Raw genomic sequence first — 20,422 nt, 5'->3', positions numbered from 1 at the left:
ATAATTGCTTTAAATTGCTTAATTGATTGGTATTTTTGTTCATTTGCGCAAAAATGTTCATTTGGTACTAATTATCAGTTCTTATTTTTCCGCATTTGTTTTATTTTATGCGGTGTTACATCATTACCTTTAGGATCAATAATAGTTGTATTTTCTATTGTACCTTTCATATGTGTTCGAAATGATTTAATATATTCTTTTCTTAGTTTTTCTTGTTCGATTTTTTCATTTGAGGTTAATGTCCCTGCTTTTTTCTTTTTAGAAAGTTCATTAATACGATCTATTTTAGCTTTTTCTAGCATCACACTTCATCCTTTTCTTCATTATATTAAAATAAGAAAGTAGCATAAACGCTACTTTCTATATTATATCATAAACGATAGTAAAATCATTTTTACTGGTTTGCAAGTTGAATAGTGCTATCACTGTTTTGTAACTTTGTTTCATGTACTGGAATAACAACAGAATCTCCTGCTTTAACGTGACCTTCAGTAAGATTATTCTCTTTTTCTACCCATGCTACAAAATCTGCTTTTGGCATGTCGCTCTTACTAGCATATTCATCTGCTATTGCCCACAAAGAATCACCTTCATTTATATTAACCTCAGAATAGTTGTTGCTATTTCCTAACACAGTACACATTAAAACAATCCCTAGAACTAAACAAGTAATCACAAATATAATAGAAACATAAAATTTATCCCAAATTAATTTTAAAGTCATCAATAATCCCTCCAAAAAGAATGTATGTTCGCTTTTCTACATTATAGAACAGTCGTTCGTATATGTCAACATAAAAAAACGAACCTTTGTTTGCATATTGGGTTTTCTTTTGCTATACTTGAGTTATAAAATAACCATTAAATCAATGAGGTGAAACCATGAAGATATCTAAACGTCAACAAGATATATATGAATTTATTAAATCTGAAGTAAAAGAAAAAGGTTATCCACCTTCCGTACGTGAAATCGGTGAAGCTGTTGGGCTTGCATCCAGTTCCACTGTACACGGCCATCTTGCTCGCCTTGAAGGTAAAGGATTAATCAGACGTGACCCAACTAAACCTCGTGCTATAGAAATACTGTCTTTAGAAGACGAAGCCGAAACGCCAAATGTTGTTAACATTCCCATCATCGGAAAAGTAACTGCTGGGATGCCAATTACTGCCATTGAAAATATTGAGGAATACTTCCCATTACCGGAATATATGGCGGCTGGAGAAACCAATGTCTTCATGCTAGAAATTGACGGCGAAAGTATGATTAACGCTGGTATTCTTGACGGAGATAAAGTTATCGTGCGTCAACAAAACTCCGCTATAAATGGTGAAATCGTTGTAGCAATGACAGATGAAAACGAAGCAACCTGCAAACGTTTCTATAAAGAAGCCAATCATTTTAGATTACAACCAGAAAACGATGCATTAGAGCCTATCATCTTAAACAATGTTACTATTCTTGGAAAAGTTATTGGGCTATATAGAGATATTCGTTAATAATCTATATAGAATAGGTGGTTTTGATATTGATTTATTTTGAAACTAAACGTCTAATTGCAAGGGATTATTTGCCAAGTGATTATCTACCTTTTAGTGAAATGAATGCTGATAAAGATGTGATGAAATACTTCCCCTCTATATTAACTAAGCAAGAAAGTGACGCATTTTTAGATAGAAATCAACAAGAATTAACAACTTTTGGCTATGGACTTTTTGCAATAGAAGAAAAATCTAGTAATGAATTTATCGGATTTGTTGGTTTTCATGAAGCATTATTTGAAGCTAGTTTTACGCCATGTATTGAAATCGGCTGGCGGCTTAAAAAAAGCGCATGGAATCAAGGATATGCTACTGAAGCCGCAAAAAGCGCTCTAATATTTGCCAAAGAGAACACTTTAATAGATGAAGTATACAGTTTTACAGCAGTTTTAAATAAACCTTCCGAACATGTAATGAAAAAAATTCAATTAACAAAAATAGCTACTTTTGAACATCCAGCATTAATTGATGGTGACCCTTTAAAACCACATGTTCTTTATAAAATGTAAACACCCTGCACATTATGTACAGGGTGTTTTTTTAGTTCCATATGAGTAAAGAAATATAAAGACCAACAAGTGTAACAAATAAAACTGGAATAGTTATGACAATTCCAATTTTAAAATAGGAACCCCAGCTTATTTTTATGCCTTTCTGAGCCAAGACATGTAGCCAAAGCAATGTAGCAAGCGAACCAATTGGTGTTATTTTCGGTCCTAAGTCAGAGCCAATGACATTCGCATAAACCAGCGCGTCTTTCATTATTCCACTATAAGATGTATGATCGATTGCCAGCGCATTAATCATGACAGTAGGTAAATTATTCATCACAGAAGATAGAATTGCTGCAATAAACCCCATTCCCACTGTACCGATAAATAGGCCATAATTTGATACATATGAGATAGCTTCTGATAATAATTTGGTAATTCCCGCATTTTGCAAACCATATACTACCACATACATACCAACTGAAAAAAATACAATATTCCAAGGTGCCCCTTTTAAAATAGACTTTGTAGATACTGCGTGACTTTTTGCACCAACCAATAAAAAGATGAGCGCTACTAGTATAGCGATAAATGATACAGGAATTTCTAAAAAGCTACTTGAAAAATAACCGATTACAAGCACAATAAGTATGCCCCAAGAAATACGAAACATTTTCTTGTCTTTAAGAGCAGAAGACGGTACTTGAATATCGCTAGCATCATATTTTCTAGGCAACGCTTTTCGAAAGTAAATATATAAAATCACAATACTCGCAATCAAAGAAAAAAGCGTTGGAATCCACATTATTAAGGCATATTTGGAAAAACTAATATGGAAGAAATCCGCTGAAACAATATTTACTAAATTACTAACCACAAGCGGTAAAGATGTAGTATCTGCTATAAATCCACTTGCAATAATAAATGGAAACACCTTTTTCTCATCAAAATGAAGCGCACGCACCATCGCTAAAACAATTGGCGTCAAAATTAACGCTGCGCCGTCGTTAGCAAAAAATGCGGCAACAAATGCTCCTAAAACAGAAATAAGTATAAACATTAGCAATCCATTTCCACGCGCAATTCTCGCCATATGTAATGCAGCCCACTCAAAAAATCCAATTTCATCTAAAATAAGCGAAATAATAATAATTGCAATAAAAGCGAGTGTAGCATTCCAAACAATGCCTGTGACAGTGACAACATCTGATAATGTAACAACACCAAGTAATAATGCGATTAATGCTCCACAACAAGCTGACCATCCAATTGATAAATTTCTAGGTTGCCAAATCACAAATAAAAGTGTCATGGCGAATACTAAAACAGCTAAAGTAATCTGCATAACTTCCCCTTTCTCTAGCTTATATAATTCAACTATAAATATATGCCTCTATCCATCAAACATCAAACATTTAATTTCCAATCACACATAAAAAAACTCGCTTCCAATAATAGGAAACGAGATTTTTTTAGTATTAATAGATTTCAAGATATTGTTCGCGTTCCCACGGATGAACCGCTGTACGGAACATATCACATTCAATCGTTTTTGCTTCAATAAAGTGTTCAAAAATATGTTCACCTAAACCGTCTCTAATGGTATCATCTTTTCCAAGCTCAATTAGCGCGTGACCTAGGCTTTCTGGAAGATCGTAAATACCAGTCGCTTCACGTTCTTCTTCGTTCATACCATAAATATTACGATCAACCGGTGCTGGAGGAGTTAATTCATCTTTAATTCCAGATAAACCAGCTTTTAGTAATACTGCCATTGCTAAGTATGGATTAGCAGATGGATCTACACTACGTAATTCAAGACGAGTACTAAGTCCACGAGAACTTGGTACGCGCACAAGTGGACTACGGTTTTTACCTGACCATGCAATGTAACATGGTGCTTCATAACCAGGAACTAAACGTTTAAAAGAATTGATTGTTGGGTTAGTTACCGCTGTAAATCCACGAGCGTGTTTTAACATACCTGCTAAGAAGTGATAAGCTGTTTGGCTTAATTCAAGTTCACCATCTTTATCATAAAACGCATTACCTTCTTCGGTAAATAAGGACATATTGAAATGCATTCCTGAACCATTTACTCCAAATAGTGGTTTTGGCATAAATGTAGCATGCAAACCATGTTTCCGAGCAATTGTTTTAACTACTAATTTAAATGTTTGGATACTATCACACGCCGTAATTGCATCTTCATATTTAAAGTCAATTTCATGTTGACCAGGAGCCACTTCATGATGGGATGCTTCGATTTCAAAGCCCATTTCTTCTAATTCAAGCACAATATCACGTCGGCAGTTTTCGCCTAAATCAGTTGGTGCTAAATCGAAGTAACCACCACTATCATTTAGTTCAAGTGTCGGACGACGATTTTCATCTAATTTGAAGAGGAAGAATTCTGGTTCTGGTCCTAAGTTAAATTCCGTGAAACCTAACTCTTCCATTTCTTTAAGTACACGTTTTAAGTTTGCACGCGGATCTCCTGCAAATGGTGTCATATCAGGATTATAAATATCACAAATCATTCTTGCAACTTTTCCTTTTTCAGCTGTCCAAGGGAATACTACCCAAGTGTCGAGGTCCGGGAATAAATACATATCGGACTCTTCAATTCTCACAAAACCTTCTATGGAGGAACCATCAAACATGATTTTGTTATCTAGTGCTTTCTTTAGTTGGCTAACAGGAATTTCCACATTCTTAATTATCCCGAGAATATCCGTGAACTGTAAACGAATAAATTTTACATTCTGTTCATCTGCGAAGCGGAAAATGTCTTCTTTTGTATATTTTGCCATAATCTAAATTCCTCCTAAATAATCTAATTATATTAACTTCTAAATAAAGTAAATACCTCTTCTAGTTTTTTTAAAACCTTGGTAATTGTTGTTTTCCTGTGGCATCTTGTTTTACAAAACGACCAGCTTGTTGCATTTCTTTTCTAAGTATTTTACGTACATCGTCATCTGTCAAAGGTTCTTTTGATTCTTTTTGTTGCATTTGATACATTTTCTTAATTCCCGCAATATTCAGACCATCATTCAAATAATCTTTTATCTCTAGCAAAACATCAATGTCTTGAAGTGAGTACAAACGGTGATTTCCTTGATTTCGTGCTGGATGGATTAATCCTTGGTCTTCATAGTAGCGAATTTGTCTAGCAGTGAGATCAGTTAGCTTCATTACGGGCCCAATTGGAAACAGCGGCATGGATCTCCGGATTTCCTTTTCACTCACGACAATTCCCCCTCAAAACATCCTTATTTTTTTTGATGATAGTAGCATTATAATGTACGTTAGATGTTTTGTCAAATTTATGTAAGATAATCTAACATGTATCAAAACCGATATATACCAACGATTTAGCAACAAAAAAACTACGATGAAAATCACCGTAGTAAAAAAATAAAACTTTTTTTGAAAATAAATGTTAGTTTTTGAGTAAAGAATTTTGAATTGCTCTAGTTACAGCTATTTTTACATGTTCATAAGTTAAACCGCCTTGGACATAGAGTTGATAAGGTTCTCTAATCGGACCATCTGCTGTAAGTTCTAGGCTTGCACCTTGTATAAACGTTCCTGCTGCCATTATCACGTCATCTTCGTAACCTGGCATATACGCACCAATTGGCAAAACGTGTGCATTTACAGGAGAAGCTTTTTGTATCGCTTGAGCAAAAGCGACCATTTTTTCTTGGTTATGGAAGGATATACTCTGGATTAAGTCTGTTCTCGGCGCATCCCATACTGGATCCGCTTCTACATTAAACTCAGCTAACATTGCAGCTGTAAAACGCGCTCCTTTAATTGCTTGAGAAGTTACATGAGGCGCTAAAAAGAACCCTTGGTACATTTCTAACAAACTATAAAGAGACGCACCTGCTTCTTTTCCTATTCCAGGTGTTGTTAAACGATAACCACATAAATCAACTAGCTCAACCTTGCCAGCGATATAACCACCTGTTTTCGCTAGACCGCCACCGGGATTTTTAATGAGTGATCCAGCAATAATATCTGCACCAACTTCAGGCGGTTCTTGACGTTCTACAAATTCACCATAACAATTATCTACAAATATAATAATATTTGGATTGATTTTTTTTACAAAAGCAATCATTTCTTTTATTTTTTCGACTGTGAATGATGGCCGATCTGCATAACCTCTTGATCGTTGAATGCCAACCATTTTCGTTTTTGAGGTAATTTTTTTTGCAGCTTCTATAAAATCTACTTCTCCGTTTGATTTTAATGGAACAGCATCGTAACCTATTTGAAAATCTTTAAGTGATCCTTGACCTTGGCTTCTTATACCAACAATCTCTTCCAATGTGTCATAGGGTTGTCCGGTCAAGTATAATAAGTCATCTCCCGGGCGAAGAATGCCGAATAAAACGGTAGAAATAGCATGCGTTCCCGAAATAATTTGTGGTCTAACAAGAGCCGCTTCTGTTTTAAATACATCTGCATAGACGCGTTCTAATGTATCTCTACCTTCATCATCATAACCATAACCAGTAGAAGGATTAAAATGAAAATCACTGACTTTATTTTCTTGGAAAGCATCTAACACTTTCGCTTGGTTAAATTCTGCAATTTCTTCTGTTTCGTTTTGCAAAGAAGCAATTTGTAGTTCGACTTTTTTTCTTATTGTTTGTATTTCAGTCATTAGTAGATTCCTTTCTAGGACGATAACCTTCTATTCGGTAGCATGCCTCGTTTTCAATATATTCCAGTTTTGTCAACCATGCTTGTTGCCCTATTTGCGCCAATTCTTTGCCGTTTTCTTCCGATAAATCCATCGTAAAGAAAGACCAATTTTTTTCGATTAATTCGATCATTCGTTGTTTTATTATTTTAGGTGCATCCGGATTTAACGCAGAAAAAAGAAGGTGTTCCGGACGATCAGGTACAAAAGTTGCAGGTGCTTTATCCATTTTATTATAAACAACTAATGTAGGAAGATGGTTCATTTCTAATTCTTGTAATAACTTAATAACAGTCGTTTCATGCTGTAAATAATCAGGATCTGATGCATCCACAATATGAATTAAAACATCCACATTCGCAGTTTCTTCCAAAGTAGAGCGGAATGCTGCAATCAAAGTGGTTGGTAAATCTTGAATAAATCCAACTGTATCAGTCAAAAGTGCATGAAATCCGCCTTCAAATCGAATTTTTCTAGTGGTTGGATCAAGTGTTGCAAATAATTTATCTTCTTCTAGTGTCGTTTCATTAGTTAATCGATTAAAAATGGTGGATTTTCCTGCATTTGTATATCCAATTAAACCGAAACGGAAAACTGATTGAGTATTTCTCCTATCAATGATTCGTTTACGATGTTTCTCTACGTGTGTTAGTTGAGCTTTTATATCATACATTTTCTCACGAATATGGCGTTTATCCATTTCTAATTTTGATTCTCCGGGACCTCTTGAACCAATTCCTCCACCTAATTTAGAAAGTGAAGTTCCTTGTCCACTGAGCCTAGGTAGCAAATATTTATACTGAGCATATGCAACTTGTAGTTTACCTTCTTTAGATTTTGCACGCATGGCAAAAATATCTAAAATTAATTGGGTACGATCAATAATTCGTGCATCCACTACTTTTGAAATATTACGCACTTGTGTAGCACTGAGTTCACTATTAAAAATAACCACATCAGCTTCATGCATTTCCACTAGTTCTGCTAGTTCTAATAGCTTGCCAGAACCAATGAACGAGGCCTGACTGACACGTTCTAATTTTTGAGTTAACTCATCCATTACTTCTCCATTTGCCGTTTTAACAAGGCTATAGAGTTCATTCATGGAGTTCCAAAAAGCTTCTTCTGTTTTATTTGGCAATATTACGCCTACAAGTATTATTTTTTCACGTTCCACAAGCATATCTCCCTTTTTCAGACAAATCTAATCGTAGCATATTTTTTGCATAAAAAAAAGACATGAAACATCGCCAAAAACGAGTTTCTTGTCTTTTAAAGGAATTGCTTATTCCGCATCAGGATTTAAAGCGACATTCTTTTGCGGGGAGAAAGTTGAAATTGCGTGCTTAAATACAAGTTGTTGTTTTCCTTCGACATCAAGTAATACGGTAAAATTGTCAAAACTCACAACGCGTCCTCTTAACTGAAAACCATTTGTTAAAAATACTGTTGCAAGAATTTTTTCCTTACGTAATTGATTTAAGTAATAATCCTGTAATCCTTGTCCACCTTGTTTCATAATTTCCCTCTCCAATCTCTATCTTATACTAAAAAATTTCCCAAACCCCAATATACTCCATAGTGCAATTGGTTGGCTAATTTCAAATACCCTTTATTTCTTACTACCAAACAGAAAAGTATTATTTAGATGCTAAAAAGGTCTTCACTTTATTCATTGCTTCGGTTTCAGTTGAACTGGTACCAGCTTGAATCCAGTTAATTTCCATCCTATTCCTAAACCAAGTTAACTGTCTTTTCGCGAAATGACGCGAGTTTTTTTGAATTAATTCTTTCGCTTCTTCCAGTGTACTATTGCCCTCAAAATAGGTAAATAATTCTTTGTAACCTATACCACGAATGGCTGGTACATCAGCTAGGTTCTCATCGTATAGTTTTTTTGCTTCTGAAACTAGTCCTTGTTCAAACATTATATCTACGCGCTGATTGATTCTTTCATAAAGTAATGCCCTATCTAAATCAAGTCCTAAAAAAAGAGGCTTATACATATCATTTAATTTATGATGAACTTGATATTCGGAAAAAGGTTTTCCGGTTAGGTGTATCACTTCCAACGCTCTAATAACGCGCCTTTTATTGTTTTCATGAATAAGTTTTGCGCTTTCAGGGTCTTGTTGTTCTAGCATTTTCCATAAAGTTACTTTGTCTAAAGAATCTAATTTTGCTCGGAACGCCTTATCCTCGCTTGAATTCCCAAAATCATAATCATAAAAAACAGACTGAATGTAAAGACCCGTCCCGCCAACTATAATAGGAAGTTTTCCGCGGCTATGTATGGATTCAATCAAAGCCATTGTTTCTGATTGGAATTTCGCTGCAGTGAATGGCACAGACGCATCTGTGACATCAATAAGGTGATGTTTTATACCGCACATTTCTTCTGATGTGATTTTTGCTGTACCGATATCTAACCCACGATATACTTGCATAGAGTCGCCACTAATGATTTCTCCATCCAACTTTTTCGCTAATTCAATACTAAGACTTGTTTTGCCGACAGCAGTTGGGCCAACGATGACGATGACAGGAATCTTGCTCAAAAAAAAACCTCCTTTTCGTCTGTAATCAATGTACCATGAAAATGGGTTCTTGAAAATAGCGAAAATGCTTTTTTTCATAAAAAAAGCGCAAATCTCAAAAGATAAGCGCTTTTTCATGATTAATTATCTATCGTGCCAATCAGCCGGCTCTCTAGCATCATTAATTTGAATATCTAATTCTTCTATATAGGTTTGTTTTACTTCATCACTCCAGTGGAATTGTTTTGCCATTTCATCAATAACGGCATCTTTCCACTCGAGTAAATAAGGCATATCGAACAGTAAGTAGCCAGTCCGACGAAGTAAAAAGTCAATTGGCGTTGTAACAGCTTCGTGCTGAATAGAATAACGTAATTCCGCATATAAGCTGTTTGGTAGAGTCGATTCCTCTTGTTCTTTATGTTCCTGCGCATAAGTAAACAATTGATCAATATTGCTACCATAACGTTTGGCGATTTCACGGCCCTCTTCTAATGTCCAACCGAAACGATTATTTCCTTCTTTCGCTTTTTTGGAAAGGAAAGATTCAAGTTGTTCTGAGCCTCCAATATCTCCTCCCGAAATTGGTAAATGTTTCGTTTGAACTGGTTTATATTTTTTGCCTGTTTCTTTTGTCAACGTTTTGGAAACATCATCAAGTAATTTTTCAGCCATTTTACGGTAACCAGTTAGTTTCCCACCTGCCATTGTTATTAAGCCACTTTCTGAGAACCAAACTTCATCTTTTCGTGAAATTTCAGATGGATCTTTACCTTCTTCGTAAATTAATGGACGAACCCCTGCCCAGCTTGATTCAATATCTTTTTCAGTAATATGCACATCTGGGAACATGTAGTTAATTGCTTTAATTACATAATTATGATCAGACTCAAGCGCTTTTGGATTAATTACTGCTTCATCATAAACTGTATCTGTGGTTCCAACATAGACTTTTTTATCACGTGGAATTGCGAATACCATTCTTCCATCTGGAGTATCAAAATAAACAGCTTGTTCCATTGGGAATTTTTTCTTATCAATAACTAAGTGAATTCCTTTAGTTAAACGAAGGTGTTTATTATTTGTCGCATAGTCTAATTTTCTTACTTTATCTACCCAAGGACCAGCTGCATTAATAACACGGTGACCTTTAATATCGTAAGCTTTTCCTGTTAAACGATCGGTAACTGTAACACCTACCACTTGTTTATTATCATCATATAAAAAGTGTTCTGCTTTCGTATAATTGATTGCATTTGCTCCTAGTTCTACCGCTTTTTTCATGACTTCGATTGTTAAACGAGCATCGTCTGTCCGGTATTCTACATAATAGCCTGAACCCTTCAGACCATCTTTTTTTACAAAAGGGTTTTTTGCTAATGTTTCTTTTGCGCTTAGGATTTTACGACGTTCATTTTTCTTCACGCCTGCAAGATAATCATACAAACGTATTCCGAATGAAGCGGTTGTTTTACCCATGTTCCCACCTTTATGGAATGGGAGCATCATCCATTCAGGTGTTGTTACGTGCGGTCCATTTTCATATACAATCGCACGTTCTTTCCCTAAATCTGCTACTTCTTTGATTTCAAATTGTTGTAAATAACGTAGACCACCATGAACTAATTTGGTTGAACGGCTGGATGTTCCGCTTGCGAAGTCACCCATTTCTACTAATGCAACATTCATTCCTCTAGTAGTTGCATCTAATGCGATTCCCGCACCAGTAATTCCTCCGCCAACGATGACTAAATCGAATTTTTCTTCTTGAAGATTTCTTTCAATTGTTTCTCTATCAAATGCTGAAAATAATTGTACCATTTTGTTTGCCCCCTTCAAATTGTTTACCATCTGAATAATGCCTTCTTCTCACTTTTCCACTTTTTCATCTAACTGAAACGCTTTAAGCTTTAAAAAAACAAAAAAAGAGACTGCAAAGTAAGACGATTGCGCTCGCCTTTTGCAGTCTCTCCGAATCTCAGACAATAATATTTATTAACTTAGCTTTATTATAGCTATTAACTTATTAGAATGAAAGCGTTTTGCTCAGTGGGGATATTTCCTCTTCCTAATTGCTACTGCTCGTTCTGGAAAATCAGTAATAATTCCTTTTGCCTTGGCGGAGAAAAAGTGTTCTATATCCTCTTCTTTGTTTACTGTCCAATAACGAGCAGGAATATTGGATACTACGGGGTCTTTTTCAGCTTTTATAGGAGGATGGACAGCTTCTAAATTAATTTTTGTATGTAATGGGAGAACTGCGTCTAAATTTTTATGTGTAATGAGTGCTAATTTAGCCTTGTTATCAATTTCTCGCAAACGAATTAATGTATCTTCATTAAAAGAAGAATACATCACCTGTACCTCTGGATATTTTTTTGCTAAATCGGTTACTTTCTTTTCTATTCCATCATATGTAAAAATATCAGTTTTTAGTTCAATGTTAAGAATAACACCTGATGTCCCAATCAAATTGAACACTTCTTCTAGAGTTGGGACTCGTACTTTACGAAAGAAACGTTTAGCAACAACTAATTTTTTCACTTCAGAAAGCGTATAATCTTTTAAAAAACCTGTACCGTTCGTTGTTCGGTCTACTCGTTCATCATGCATAACAATTAGTTCGCCAGACTTAAGAACATGTATGTCTAATTCTATTCCATCCGCTCCAGATAGTATTGCTTTTTTCATCGCTGGTATCGTATTTTCTGGTTCAGTTCCACTACTCCCTCTATGAGCATATATCTCTGTCATTTGCCTACCTCCCAAACTTTTTACTTATCCATACTATAACAAAAGTAAGTAAATATACTCAAATTATTAAAATCTGTATATTAATTTTGCTTTTTAAATTACTTCTTGATTTATGTATGGTATTATAGTATGGAGCTAAAAGCAGAAGGCTCCATAATCTCTGTCTAGTTTTATTACAGACATTTTTACTTATCCCAATTAGGAGATGTTATTTTGAAAAGAACTACTCGCTACAGTAGAAAATATGTTCCGAGTATTGATGGGCTTCGAGCACTCGCTGTTATTGCTGTTATCGCCTACCATCTGAATTTCAGTTGGGCAAAAGGCGGATTCATCGGCGTAGACATATTTTTCGTTTTATCTGGTTATTTAATTACAAACATTTTACTAACACAATGGGAAAAAAATCAAACACTTCAATTAAAACAATTTTGGTTAAGACGTTTCAGACGACTCATTCCAGCTGCATATGTAATGATTGTAGTTGTAGTCATTTTCTCCGTCTTATTCCACTCTGAAATTTTGAAAAATTTACGCGGCGACGCGATTGCTTCTTTCTTTTATGTTAGTAACTGGTGGTTTATTTTTCATAATGTATCTTACTTCGATTCTTTTGGAATGCCATCACCACTTAAAAATTTGTGGTCACTTGCGATTGAAGAACAATTTTATCTGATTTGGCCTGTTTTTTTACTTGTCTTTTTACGATGGGTTAAAAATCCAAAATTACTATTAAAAATTGTTATTGGACTGGGTCTTCTATCCGCAATTTGGATGACGATTCTATATGTTCCAGGAACCGATCCGAGTCGTGTATATTATGGTACAGATACTCGGTTATTTGATTTACTATCAGGGTGTGCACTTGCATTTGTTTGGCCGTTCAATCGATTAAGTCCTAATATTCCAAAACGAAGTAAAGCTGCTCTAAATATAGCTGGCACAATAAGCATCTTATTTTTCTTCTTAATTACTGCTTTGGTAAGTGAATATCAGCCATTTTTATATCGTGGTGGATTGTTATTCGTGGCCATAATGGGAGTTGTAATGATTGCGACTATTGCACATCCCGCTTCTTATTTAAGTAAGATTTTTAGTTTTAAACCGTTACGATGGATTGGTACTCGTTCTTATGGTATTTATCTATGGCACTATCCGATAATTACTTTGACTACACCAGTCTTGGAAATCGGTCAACCGAGCATTTGGCGCTCTATCTTACAAGTTGCGGCTACATTTATTATTGCTGAATTATCGTTTCGTTACATTGAAACCCCTATACGAAAAAATGGTTTTATTAATTATTTCAAGAGTTTCAAAGATAAAAATTATTTTATTTGGAAAAATAAACCTGTTGGCAAATGGTTAGGAATCGCCGGACTCGCAGCAGTTTTAATCACATTTAGTATTGGTATGACTAATATTCTTCCCGTTGATACAAGTGCAGAAAAACAACCTACCTCTATTAAAACAACAACGGATAAACCTAAAACAACAAAAACTCCAACTGAGAAAAAACCTGCCCAATCTGATAATAAAAACAAACCTGCTGCTCAACCACCAAACATTAAACAAACTTTAGCCATAGGTGACTCAGTTATGCTTGATATTGAGCCATATTTAAGAGAAGCCGTTCCTCATGTAACGATTGATGGCTTAGTGGGCAGACAATTAAAAGATGCTATCAATACCTCATCAAATTATAGAAAATTTAATAGTTCTACTAGCGCAGTCATACTAGAACTTGGTACAAATGGTCCATTCACAGACGAGCAATTAAATGAGTTATTAGATCAATTTAATAAGGCTCATATTTATTTAGTTAACACACGTGTACCTCGAGGCTGGCAAGAAGAAGTAAATAATAGTATTGCGAGTGCTGATTCTAGATCGAATGTTACAGTAGTAGATTGGTACTCATTATCAAGTGGTCAATCTCAATATTTTGCATCAGATGGCGTTCATTTGACCAAAACCGGTGCAAAAGCTTATGTCTCAATGCTTACAAATGCTATGAACAAATAAAACTCAACCATTAAATCGGTTGAGTTTTTCTTTTATTCACCAAACACATTTTTCCATTCGTCTCGTTTAGCTAAAAATTCTGCCGCAAGCGCTTGAGCTCCTTCAAGGCTATGACTCGCTGCCCAACCACATTGCACCTCATTACAGGCTGGTACTTCTGTTGCAGCTAAAACATCTGTTAACGTTGTAGCTAAAATTTCTAATGCATCATCATAGTCATTATGGTTGATGAAAGATACATAAAAACCTGTTTGACATCCCATAGGGCTAATATCAACTAATTTATCAGTATGGTTTCTAGCAAGTTCCGCCATTAAATGCTCCAGTGAATGAAGTGCTGGCATATCCATATGTTCTTTATTAGGCTGTTTAAAACGGACATCGTATTTATAAATTTCATCTCCGTGCAAACCAACCTTCGTTCCCGCTAGTCTAACAAAAGGTGCTTTTACTTTCGTATGATCTAAATTAAAACTTTCTACATTCATTTTTTCTGTCATGCGTGCCCCTCCTTTTATTCCTAGTCATTATATCAAAAAAAAGAATCCTTGCATATTTTCAATGCAAAGATTCTTTCTCATTACTCGTCTTTCGCGTCACTCGTGTCTTTTATTTCTGGAATATCTAACCAAATGGATTTCGGTTCTCCTTCCATCGTTTCATCTAATACAAACGAACCATTAGAATAACGATCCGTCACACGTAGATTAGCTACATCTATCTCAACAATTTGATCAGTGTTTGTTTCAATAAATAAATGATCATTATTATCAGCTAATGTCATGCCGATAAAGCGATGTGGATTATTTTTAAGTTCTCGTAACATTAATAAACCACGTTTGGCTCTTGAGATTGGTTCAAATTCACTTGCTTTCATTTGTTTCAATGAACCACGCTGAGTCGCTAATAAAATGTGTTTTGTGTCATTAGGCGCAAGTATTACTCCACCAATGACAATATCGTCTTGTTTCAGATTGATTGCTTTTACACCTGCTGTTCTTGCCCCAGACTCTGGTATTTCAGCAATTGGATAACGCAGCCCATAGCCATTACGAGTGGCTAAGAATATATCTTCTGTACCATCAATTAAATTCACACTTAAAAGTTCATCATTATCTTTTAACTTGATAGCCATCATCGATTTGGAATAACGTTGTGGTTTGTAATTCGTAATGGCTGATTGTTTCGTCATACCATTTTTAGTCACAAATAGGAAACGTTTTTCTTCCGTGAAAGTTTGAATAGCAATAGCTGAGCGTATTTCTTCACCTGCAGATAAATCACTAGCCAAATGACTAACATGATCCCCAAGATTTTTCCAACGAATATCTGGTAATTCATGGACAGGTCGATAAATGAAGTTCCCTTTGCTCGTAAATAAAAGGAGTGTATCTAGTGAATTCATTTTCTTAATGAAGATGGCATGATCGGCTTCTTTCATAGCAAGTTCAGCCCCATTTGACGCTGCATAAGAGCGTTGACTTGTACGTTTAACATACCCTTCTTTGGTCACAGATACTATCACATCTTCATTAGCAACCAGTACTTCAGTATCAATTTTGATTTCGCTGATTTCTGCTTGCACTTCAGTCCGGCGAGGTGTTTTATATTTTTTCTTGATGTCCGCTAGTTCGGATTTTAAAACAGCTATAAGTTCGGACTCATCACCCAAGATTTTTTCAAGTACGCTAATTTGGTCCGCTAGTTCTTTTGCTTCACTTTGAAGTTCATGAATATCTGTATTCGTTAAGCGATAAAGTTGTAAGGAAACAATTGCTTCCGCTTGTTTTTCACTGAAATCATATGTTGTTTGCAAGTTTAATTTAGCGTCACGTTTGTCTTTGGAACCACGAATTAACTTAATAACTTCATCTAGAATAGAAAGCGCCTTAATTAATCCTTCTAAAATATGTTGACGAGCACGTGCTTTACGAATGTCATATTCTGAACGTTTCGTAATAATTTCTTTTTGGTGTTCAATATAAGCGTCAAGCATTGGGATAATACCCATTAACTCTGGACGTTTATTATGAATGGCTACCATGTTGAAATTATAACTTACTTGTAAATCTGTATTTTTAAATAGATAATTCAGAACGCCTTCCGCATTGGCATCTTTTTTTAGTTCAACAGCGATACGGAGGCCAGTACGATCTGTTTCATCACGTACTTCTGAAATCCCTTCAATTTTCTTCTCAATACGTAGTTCATCCATTCGTTTGACTAAATTAGCTTTATTCACTTCATATGGAATTTCATGAATAGTAATTTGTTTTCTGCCACCACGAATATCTTCAATTTCTGTTTTGGAACGAACAACTATACGGCCTTTTCCAGTTTCATAAGCTTTACGAATTCCGTCAATACCTTGAATAATTCCGCCAGTTGGGAAATCAGGTCCTTTGACAATTTTCATAATATCTTCAGTTGTTGAAAGCGGCTTATCCAGTCGTTTAATGACTGCTTCAATAATTTCAGTTAAATTGTGTGGCGGAATATCAGTTGCATATCCGGCCGAAATACCTGTAGAACCATTTACCAAAAGGTTAGGAAAACGTGCTGGTAAAACAGTTGGTTCACTAGAAGTATCATCAAAGTTAGGAATAAAGTCGACTGTTTCTTTTTCAATATCACGTAACAATTCAGCGGATATTGGGGAAAGTCGTGCTTCAGTATAACGCATTGCAGCAGGCGGATCACCGTCTACACTACCATTGTTCCCATGCATCTCAATGAGCATATTACGAACTTTCCAGTCTTGACTCATCCGTACCATTGCTTCATAAACGGAAGAATCACCATGCGGATGATAATTACCAATTACATTCCCGACTGTTTTAGCAGATTTACGGAAACCTTTTTCAGCTGTATTTCCTTCGACATTCATTGCAAATAAAATACGACGTTGAACAGGTTTAAGTCCATCTCGTACATCTGGAAGCGCACGTTCTTGAATAATATATTTACTATACCTACCAAAACGGTCGCCCATAACTTCTTCAAGCGCTAAGTCTTGGATATGTTGTTCTGGATTACTCAAATGTCTTTCGCCTCCTCAACCATCATGTTTTCATTTTCTAAAATATTTTGGTTATCTTCCATAGAAAACTCGACATGCTTTTCAATCCACTGACGTCTTGGCTCTACTTTGTCACCCATCAGTGTTGCTACGCGTCGTTCAGCGCGTGCGGAATCATCTACGCGCACTCGAATCAAAGTACGTGTGTCTGGATTCATTGTTGTTTCCCAAAGTTGATCTGCATTCATTTCACCAAGACCTTTATAACGTTGAATCATGTAGCCTTTACCAATTTTTTGGATAGCAGAATCTAACTCCTCATCCGTCCAGGCATATTCAATCACTTCTTTTTTCCCAGAACCACGACTTACTTTATAAAGTGGCGGTAATGCGATAAAGACTTTACCAGCCTCAACAAGTGGTCGCATATAACGATAAAAGAATGTTAGTAATAGTACTTGAATATGCGCACCATCTGTATCAGCATCGGTCATAATAACAACTTTGTCATAGTTACAATCTTCTACATCAAACTCCGTACCAACTCCAGCACCAACTGTATGAATAATAGTGCTAATTTCTTCGTTTTTTAAGATGTCTTGTAGTTTTGCTTTTTCTGTATTGATTACTTTTCCTCGAAGTGGCAAAATTGCTTGGAAGCGACGATCACGACCTTGTTTGGCAGATCCTCCCGCAGAGTCCCCTTCGACAAGATAAAGTTCATTTTTGTTAGGATTGCGTGATTGAGCTGGTGTTAGTTTACCAGACAGAAGCGTTTCTGAACGTTTCTTTTTCTTGCCATTACGTGTTTCTTCACGCGCCTTTCTAGCAGCTTCCCTTGCTTCTCTTGCTTTAACTGCCTTTTTAACAAGAAGAGAGCTCGTTTCAGGGTTTTCAGCGAGGAAGTAAGCTAAATGTTCAGCCACAACAGCATCCACTGCCTGACGCGCTTCCTGTGTCCCTAATTTTTCTTTCGTTTGACCTTCGAATTGGAGAATTTTTTCTGGCACACGAATAGAAAGTACAGCGGATAAACCTTCGCGAATATCGCTACCTTCGAGATTTTTATCTTTTTCTTTTAAAAGATTAACGCGACGAGCATAATCATTGAAAATACGTGTCATCGCAGCTTTCATTCCTGATTCATGCGAGCCTGCTCCACGTGTTCGCACATTATTAACAAAGCTCAAGATGTTTTCTGAATAACCATCATTGAATTGGAACGCCATTTCTACTTCAATGGTTGCATTTTCCCCTTCAAAACTGGCTACTGGGTGAAGTACATCTTTTCCTTCATTAATATATTCTACAAAGTTTTTCACACCCTCTTCAAAATGGAAAGACTCTGCCATTCCAACTCGTTCATCCACTAATTGAATCAACATGCCTTTTAGAAGAAATGCAGATTCTCTTAAACGTTCAGATAAGGTTTCATAATTAAAGGAAGTAGTTGGAAAAATAGTTGGATCTGGTTTAAAACGAATTGTCGTCCCAGTGGCTTTTGATTTACCGATTTTTTTAAGCGTACCATCTGGCTTTCCGCCGTCTTTAAATTTTTGCTGATATGTCGCACCGTCACGATTAATGGTAACAACTAACCATTCTGATAATGCATTTACAACAGAGGAACCAACACCATGCAGTCCTCCACTTGTTTTATAACCGCCTTCTTGCCCAAACTTACCACCAGCATGAAGTACAGTTAAAATAACCTCTACTGTGGATTTCCCAGTTTTATGCATTCCAACAGGCATTCCGCGTCCTTCATCACTGACACTAACGCTACCATCATCATGAAGTGTTACCACAATTTTCTTACCAAATCCTGCAAGGGTCTCATCGACCGAGTTATCTACAATTTCATATACTAAATGGTGCAACCCGCGTACATCTGTTGAGCCAATATACATCGCTGGGCGTTTCCGGACCGCTTCCAGTCCTTCAAGCACCTGAATAGAATCATCATTATACTCATTCCGATTCATATGTCAAAACTCCCTTCATTCCATCAATCTACAACTATTATAGTTTATTCGCTTAAAACCACTTTATCAGAATAGCATTAACTAGCTAATTAATAAAGTGATATTTTAGTAACAAAATTCGTTTCATATAAAAAACAGGTTCTGCTATAAGAACCTGCTTGCTTCAAAAATGGTATTTCATTAGTCCATTTCTTGATAAGCAACCTTAATGCAATAATCCATGACAGTAGGATATCCTTTTTCTGTCAAAAAATCAAATGCTTCTTGATTAACAATGCCAAGTTGTGCCCAAAATACATTTGCATCCATTTGGTCAAACTCTTTGGCTATTTCAGGTAAAAATTCTGAACGGCGGAAGACATTAACTATATCCACATGTTCTTTAATATCAGCTAATTTCTTTACAGCTTTTTCGCCTAAAATTTCATCTACATTAGGGTTTACTGGGATAATTTTATATCCAGCTTGTTGCATTATTTGGCTAACACGATAACTTGTGCGTTCTGGCTTATCACTCAAACCAACGACTGCGATTACTTTTGACTCTTTTAAAATTTGCCTAATTTCTTCTTTTGTTGGATTTTGCATTAGTCTAATCGCCCCCCATACTATTCTTTCTAATCATAAGCTATTTTTACGTTTTTTTCAACTTCCTCCCTTGTTTCATCTCAATAATTTAGCCAATTCTCTCTTTTTTATGCTATAATTCTTTATGGAAAACATCATTTCTTCTTGAGGGGGTTTAAAAATGACAATTAATTTAATTTTACTTTCATTGTTAGCTTATGTAATCGGCTCTATACCATCTGGTTTATGGATTGGAAAGTTTTTTTACAAAAAAGATATTCGCGAGTTTGGTAGCGGGAATTTAGGCGCGACGAATTCATTTCGAGTGTTGGGTATAAAGGCTGGAAGTATCGTTACAGTAATGGATATTTTAAAAGGGACAGTTGCCACTTTACTGCCATTCTTCTTTCAGCTGCATGTCGATCATCATTTCTGGTTACTAACTGGAGCTTTTGCGATTATCGGTCATAGCTTCCCGCTTTTTGCAGGTTTTAGAGGAGGAAAAGCAGTCGCAACATCTGCTGGTGTTATTCTTGCCTATGCGCCACTGTTGTTTGTGGCAGCTCTCATAATCTTCTTACTAACATTGAAAATTAGTAAATATGTATCGTTAAGTTCAATGATTGCAGCACTAGCAGCATTACTTATTTCCTTATTTATGGGAGACTGGATTTTAATTATTCTTATTGCCTGTATCACTCTCTTTGTCGTTTGGCGTCACCGAGCGAACATTACTCGTATTCGTAATGGAGAAGAACCGAAAATCAAATGGATGTAATAAAAGC

General features: G+C 35.9%; 19 protein-coding genes. 4 read left to right on the top strand and 15 right to left on the bottom strand.

Annotated elements, in window-relative coordinates; translation table 11 throughout:
• Positions 1 to 74: 74 nt before the first annotated feature.
• On the bottom strand, positions 75 to 302 hold the full coding sequence (locus LWE_RS06655; RefSeq protein ID WP_011702124.1) for a DUF896 domain-containing protein: 228 nt from the start codon (positions 300 to 302) through the stop codon (positions 75 to 77).
• 92 nt (positions 303 to 394) lie between these two features.
• Entirely contained in the window at positions 395 to 724 is a 330-nt protein-coding gene (gene yneA, locus LWE_RS06650; protein WP_011702123.1) for a cell division suppressor protein YneA, read from the bottom strand.
• Positions 725 to 882: 158 nt separating this feature from the next.
• Between yneA and lexA the strand changes: the two genes are divergently transcribed.
• Together lexA and LWE_RS06640 are read left to right on the top strand one after the other, a co-directional pair.
• Entirely contained in the window at positions 883 to 1,497 is a 615-nt protein-coding gene (gene lexA, locus LWE_RS06645; protein ID WP_011702122.1) for a transcriptional repressor LexA, read from the top strand.
• 29 nt (positions 1,498 to 1,526) lie between these two features.
• The gene (locus LWE_RS06640; protein ID WP_011702121.1) at positions 1,527 to 2,048 is read left to right on the top strand and encodes a GNAT family N-acetyltransferase; all 522 of its coding nucleotides are present in this window, start codon (positions 1,527 to 1,529) and stop codon (positions 2,046 to 2,048) included.
• A 31-nt stretch (positions 2,049 to 2,079) separates the two neighbouring features.
• Here LWE_RS06640 and LWE_RS06635 read toward each other — a convergent pair whose 3' ends face one another.
• The 9 genes from LWE_RS06635 to LWE_RS06595 form a co-directional block, all read right to left on the bottom strand.
• Entirely contained in the window at positions 2,080 to 3,375 is a 1,296-nt protein-coding gene (locus LWE_RS06635; RefSeq protein ID WP_011702120.1) for an arsenic transporter, read from the bottom strand.
• A 133-nt stretch (positions 3,376 to 3,508) separates the two neighbouring features.
• Positions 3,509 to 4,843, bottom strand: coding sequence for a type I glutamate--ammonia ligase (glnA, locus tag LWE_RS06630; protein WP_011702119.1), 1,335 nt, complete (start codon positions 4,841 to 4,843; stop codon positions 3,509 to 3,511).
• A gap of 70 nt (positions 4,844 to 4,913) precedes the next feature.
• On the bottom strand, positions 4,914 to 5,282 hold the full coding sequence (locus LWE_RS06625; protein WP_003719570.1) for a MerR family transcriptional regulator: 369 nt from the start codon (positions 5,280 to 5,282) through the stop codon (positions 4,914 to 4,916).
• A gap of 193 nt (positions 5,283 to 5,475) precedes the next feature.
• On the bottom strand, positions 5,476 to 6,711 hold the full coding sequence (locus tag LWE_RS06620; protein WP_011702118.1) for a methionine gamma-lyase family protein: 1,236 nt from the start codon (positions 6,709 to 6,711) through the stop codon (positions 5,476 to 5,478).
• Entirely contained in the window at positions 6,704 to 7,927 is a 1,224-nt protein-coding gene (hflX, locus tag LWE_RS06615; protein ID WP_077904716.1) for a GTPase HflX, read from the bottom strand. Before hflX ends, LWE_RS06620 begins: the two co-directional genes overlap by 8 nt.
• Before the next feature lie 108 nt (positions 7,928 to 8,035).
• Positions 8,036 to 8,269 (bottom strand): RNA chaperone Hfq, encoded by a 234-nt coding sequence (gene hfq, locus LWE_RS06610; protein WP_003719566.1) that lies wholly within the window; start codon positions 8,267 to 8,269, stop codon positions 8,036 to 8,038.
• A 121-nt stretch (positions 8,270 to 8,390) separates the two neighbouring features.
• On the bottom strand, positions 8,391 to 9,308 hold the full coding sequence (gene miaA / locus LWE_RS06605; protein ID WP_011702116.1) for a tRNA (adenosine(37)-N6)-dimethylallyltransferase MiaA: 918 nt from the start codon (positions 9,306 to 9,308) through the stop codon (positions 8,391 to 8,393).
• A 123-nt stretch (positions 9,309 to 9,431) separates the two neighbouring features.
• Positions 9,432 to 11,108 (bottom strand): glycerol-3-phosphate dehydrogenase/oxidase, encoded by a 1,677-nt coding sequence (locus LWE_RS06600; protein WP_011702115.1) that lies wholly within the window; start codon positions 11,106 to 11,108, stop codon positions 9,432 to 9,434.
• 225 nt (positions 11,109 to 11,333) lie between these two features.
• On the bottom strand, positions 11,334 to 12,041 hold the full coding sequence (locus tag LWE_RS06595) for a glycerophosphodiester phosphodiesterase (protein ID WP_011702114.1): 708 nt from the start codon (positions 12,039 to 12,041) through the stop codon (positions 11,334 to 11,336).
• Positions 12,042 to 12,254: 213 nt separating this feature from the next.
• Between LWE_RS06595 and LWE_RS06590 the strand changes: the two genes are divergently transcribed.
• Positions 12,255 to 14,066, top strand: coding sequence for an acyltransferase family protein (locus LWE_RS06590; RefSeq protein WP_011702113.1), 1,812 nt, complete (start codon positions 12,255 to 12,257; stop codon positions 14,064 to 14,066).
• A gap of 32 nt (positions 14,067 to 14,098) precedes the next feature.
• Here LWE_RS06590 and LWE_RS06585 read toward each other — a convergent pair whose 3' ends face one another.
• The 4 genes from LWE_RS06585 to LWE_RS06570 all read right to left on the bottom strand — a co-directional run bounded on the left by LWE_RS06585 (position 14,099) and on the right by LWE_RS06570 (position 19,658).
• Complete coding sequence (locus LWE_RS06585; RefSeq protein WP_011702112.1) at positions 14,099 to 14,566, bottom strand: S-ribosylhomocysteine lyase; 468 nt, start codon at positions 14,564 to 14,566, stop codon at positions 14,099 to 14,101.
• Positions 14,567 to 14,646: 80 nt separating this feature from the next.
• Entirely contained in the window at positions 14,647 to 17,106 is a 2,460-nt protein-coding gene (gene parC / locus LWE_RS06580) for a DNA topoisomerase IV subunit A (RefSeq protein WP_011702111.1), read from the bottom strand.
• Positions 17,103 to 19,070, bottom strand: coding sequence for a DNA topoisomerase IV subunit B (gene parE, locus LWE_RS06575; protein ID WP_011702110.1), 1,968 nt, complete (start codon positions 19,068 to 19,070; stop codon positions 17,103 to 17,105). The genes parC and parE overlap by 4 nt, the downstream gene beginning before the upstream one ends.
• 180 nt (positions 19,071 to 19,250) lie before the next feature.
• Entirely contained in the window at positions 19,251 to 19,658 is a 408-nt protein-coding gene (locus tag LWE_RS06570) for a CoA-binding protein (protein WP_011702109.1), read from the bottom strand.
• A gap of 160 nt (positions 19,659 to 19,818) precedes the next feature.
• Between LWE_RS06570 and plsY the strand changes: the two genes are divergently transcribed.
• Entirely contained in the window at positions 19,819 to 20,415 is a 597-nt protein-coding gene (gene plsY / locus LWE_RS06565; protein WP_011702108.1) for a glycerol-3-phosphate 1-O-acyltransferase PlsY, read from the top strand.
• Positions 20,416 to 20,422 lie beyond the last annotated feature (7 nt).

Origin of the sequence: Listeria welshimeri serovar 6b str. SLCC5334, assembly GCF_000060285.1 — a bacterium.
Taxonomy (GTDB): Bacteria; Bacillota; Bacilli; order Lactobacillales; family Listeriaceae; genus Listeria; species Listeria welshimeri.
The sequence above is the reverse complement of the archived record's forward strand: the minus strand, read 5'-3'. Positions and strand labels throughout refer to the sequence as shown.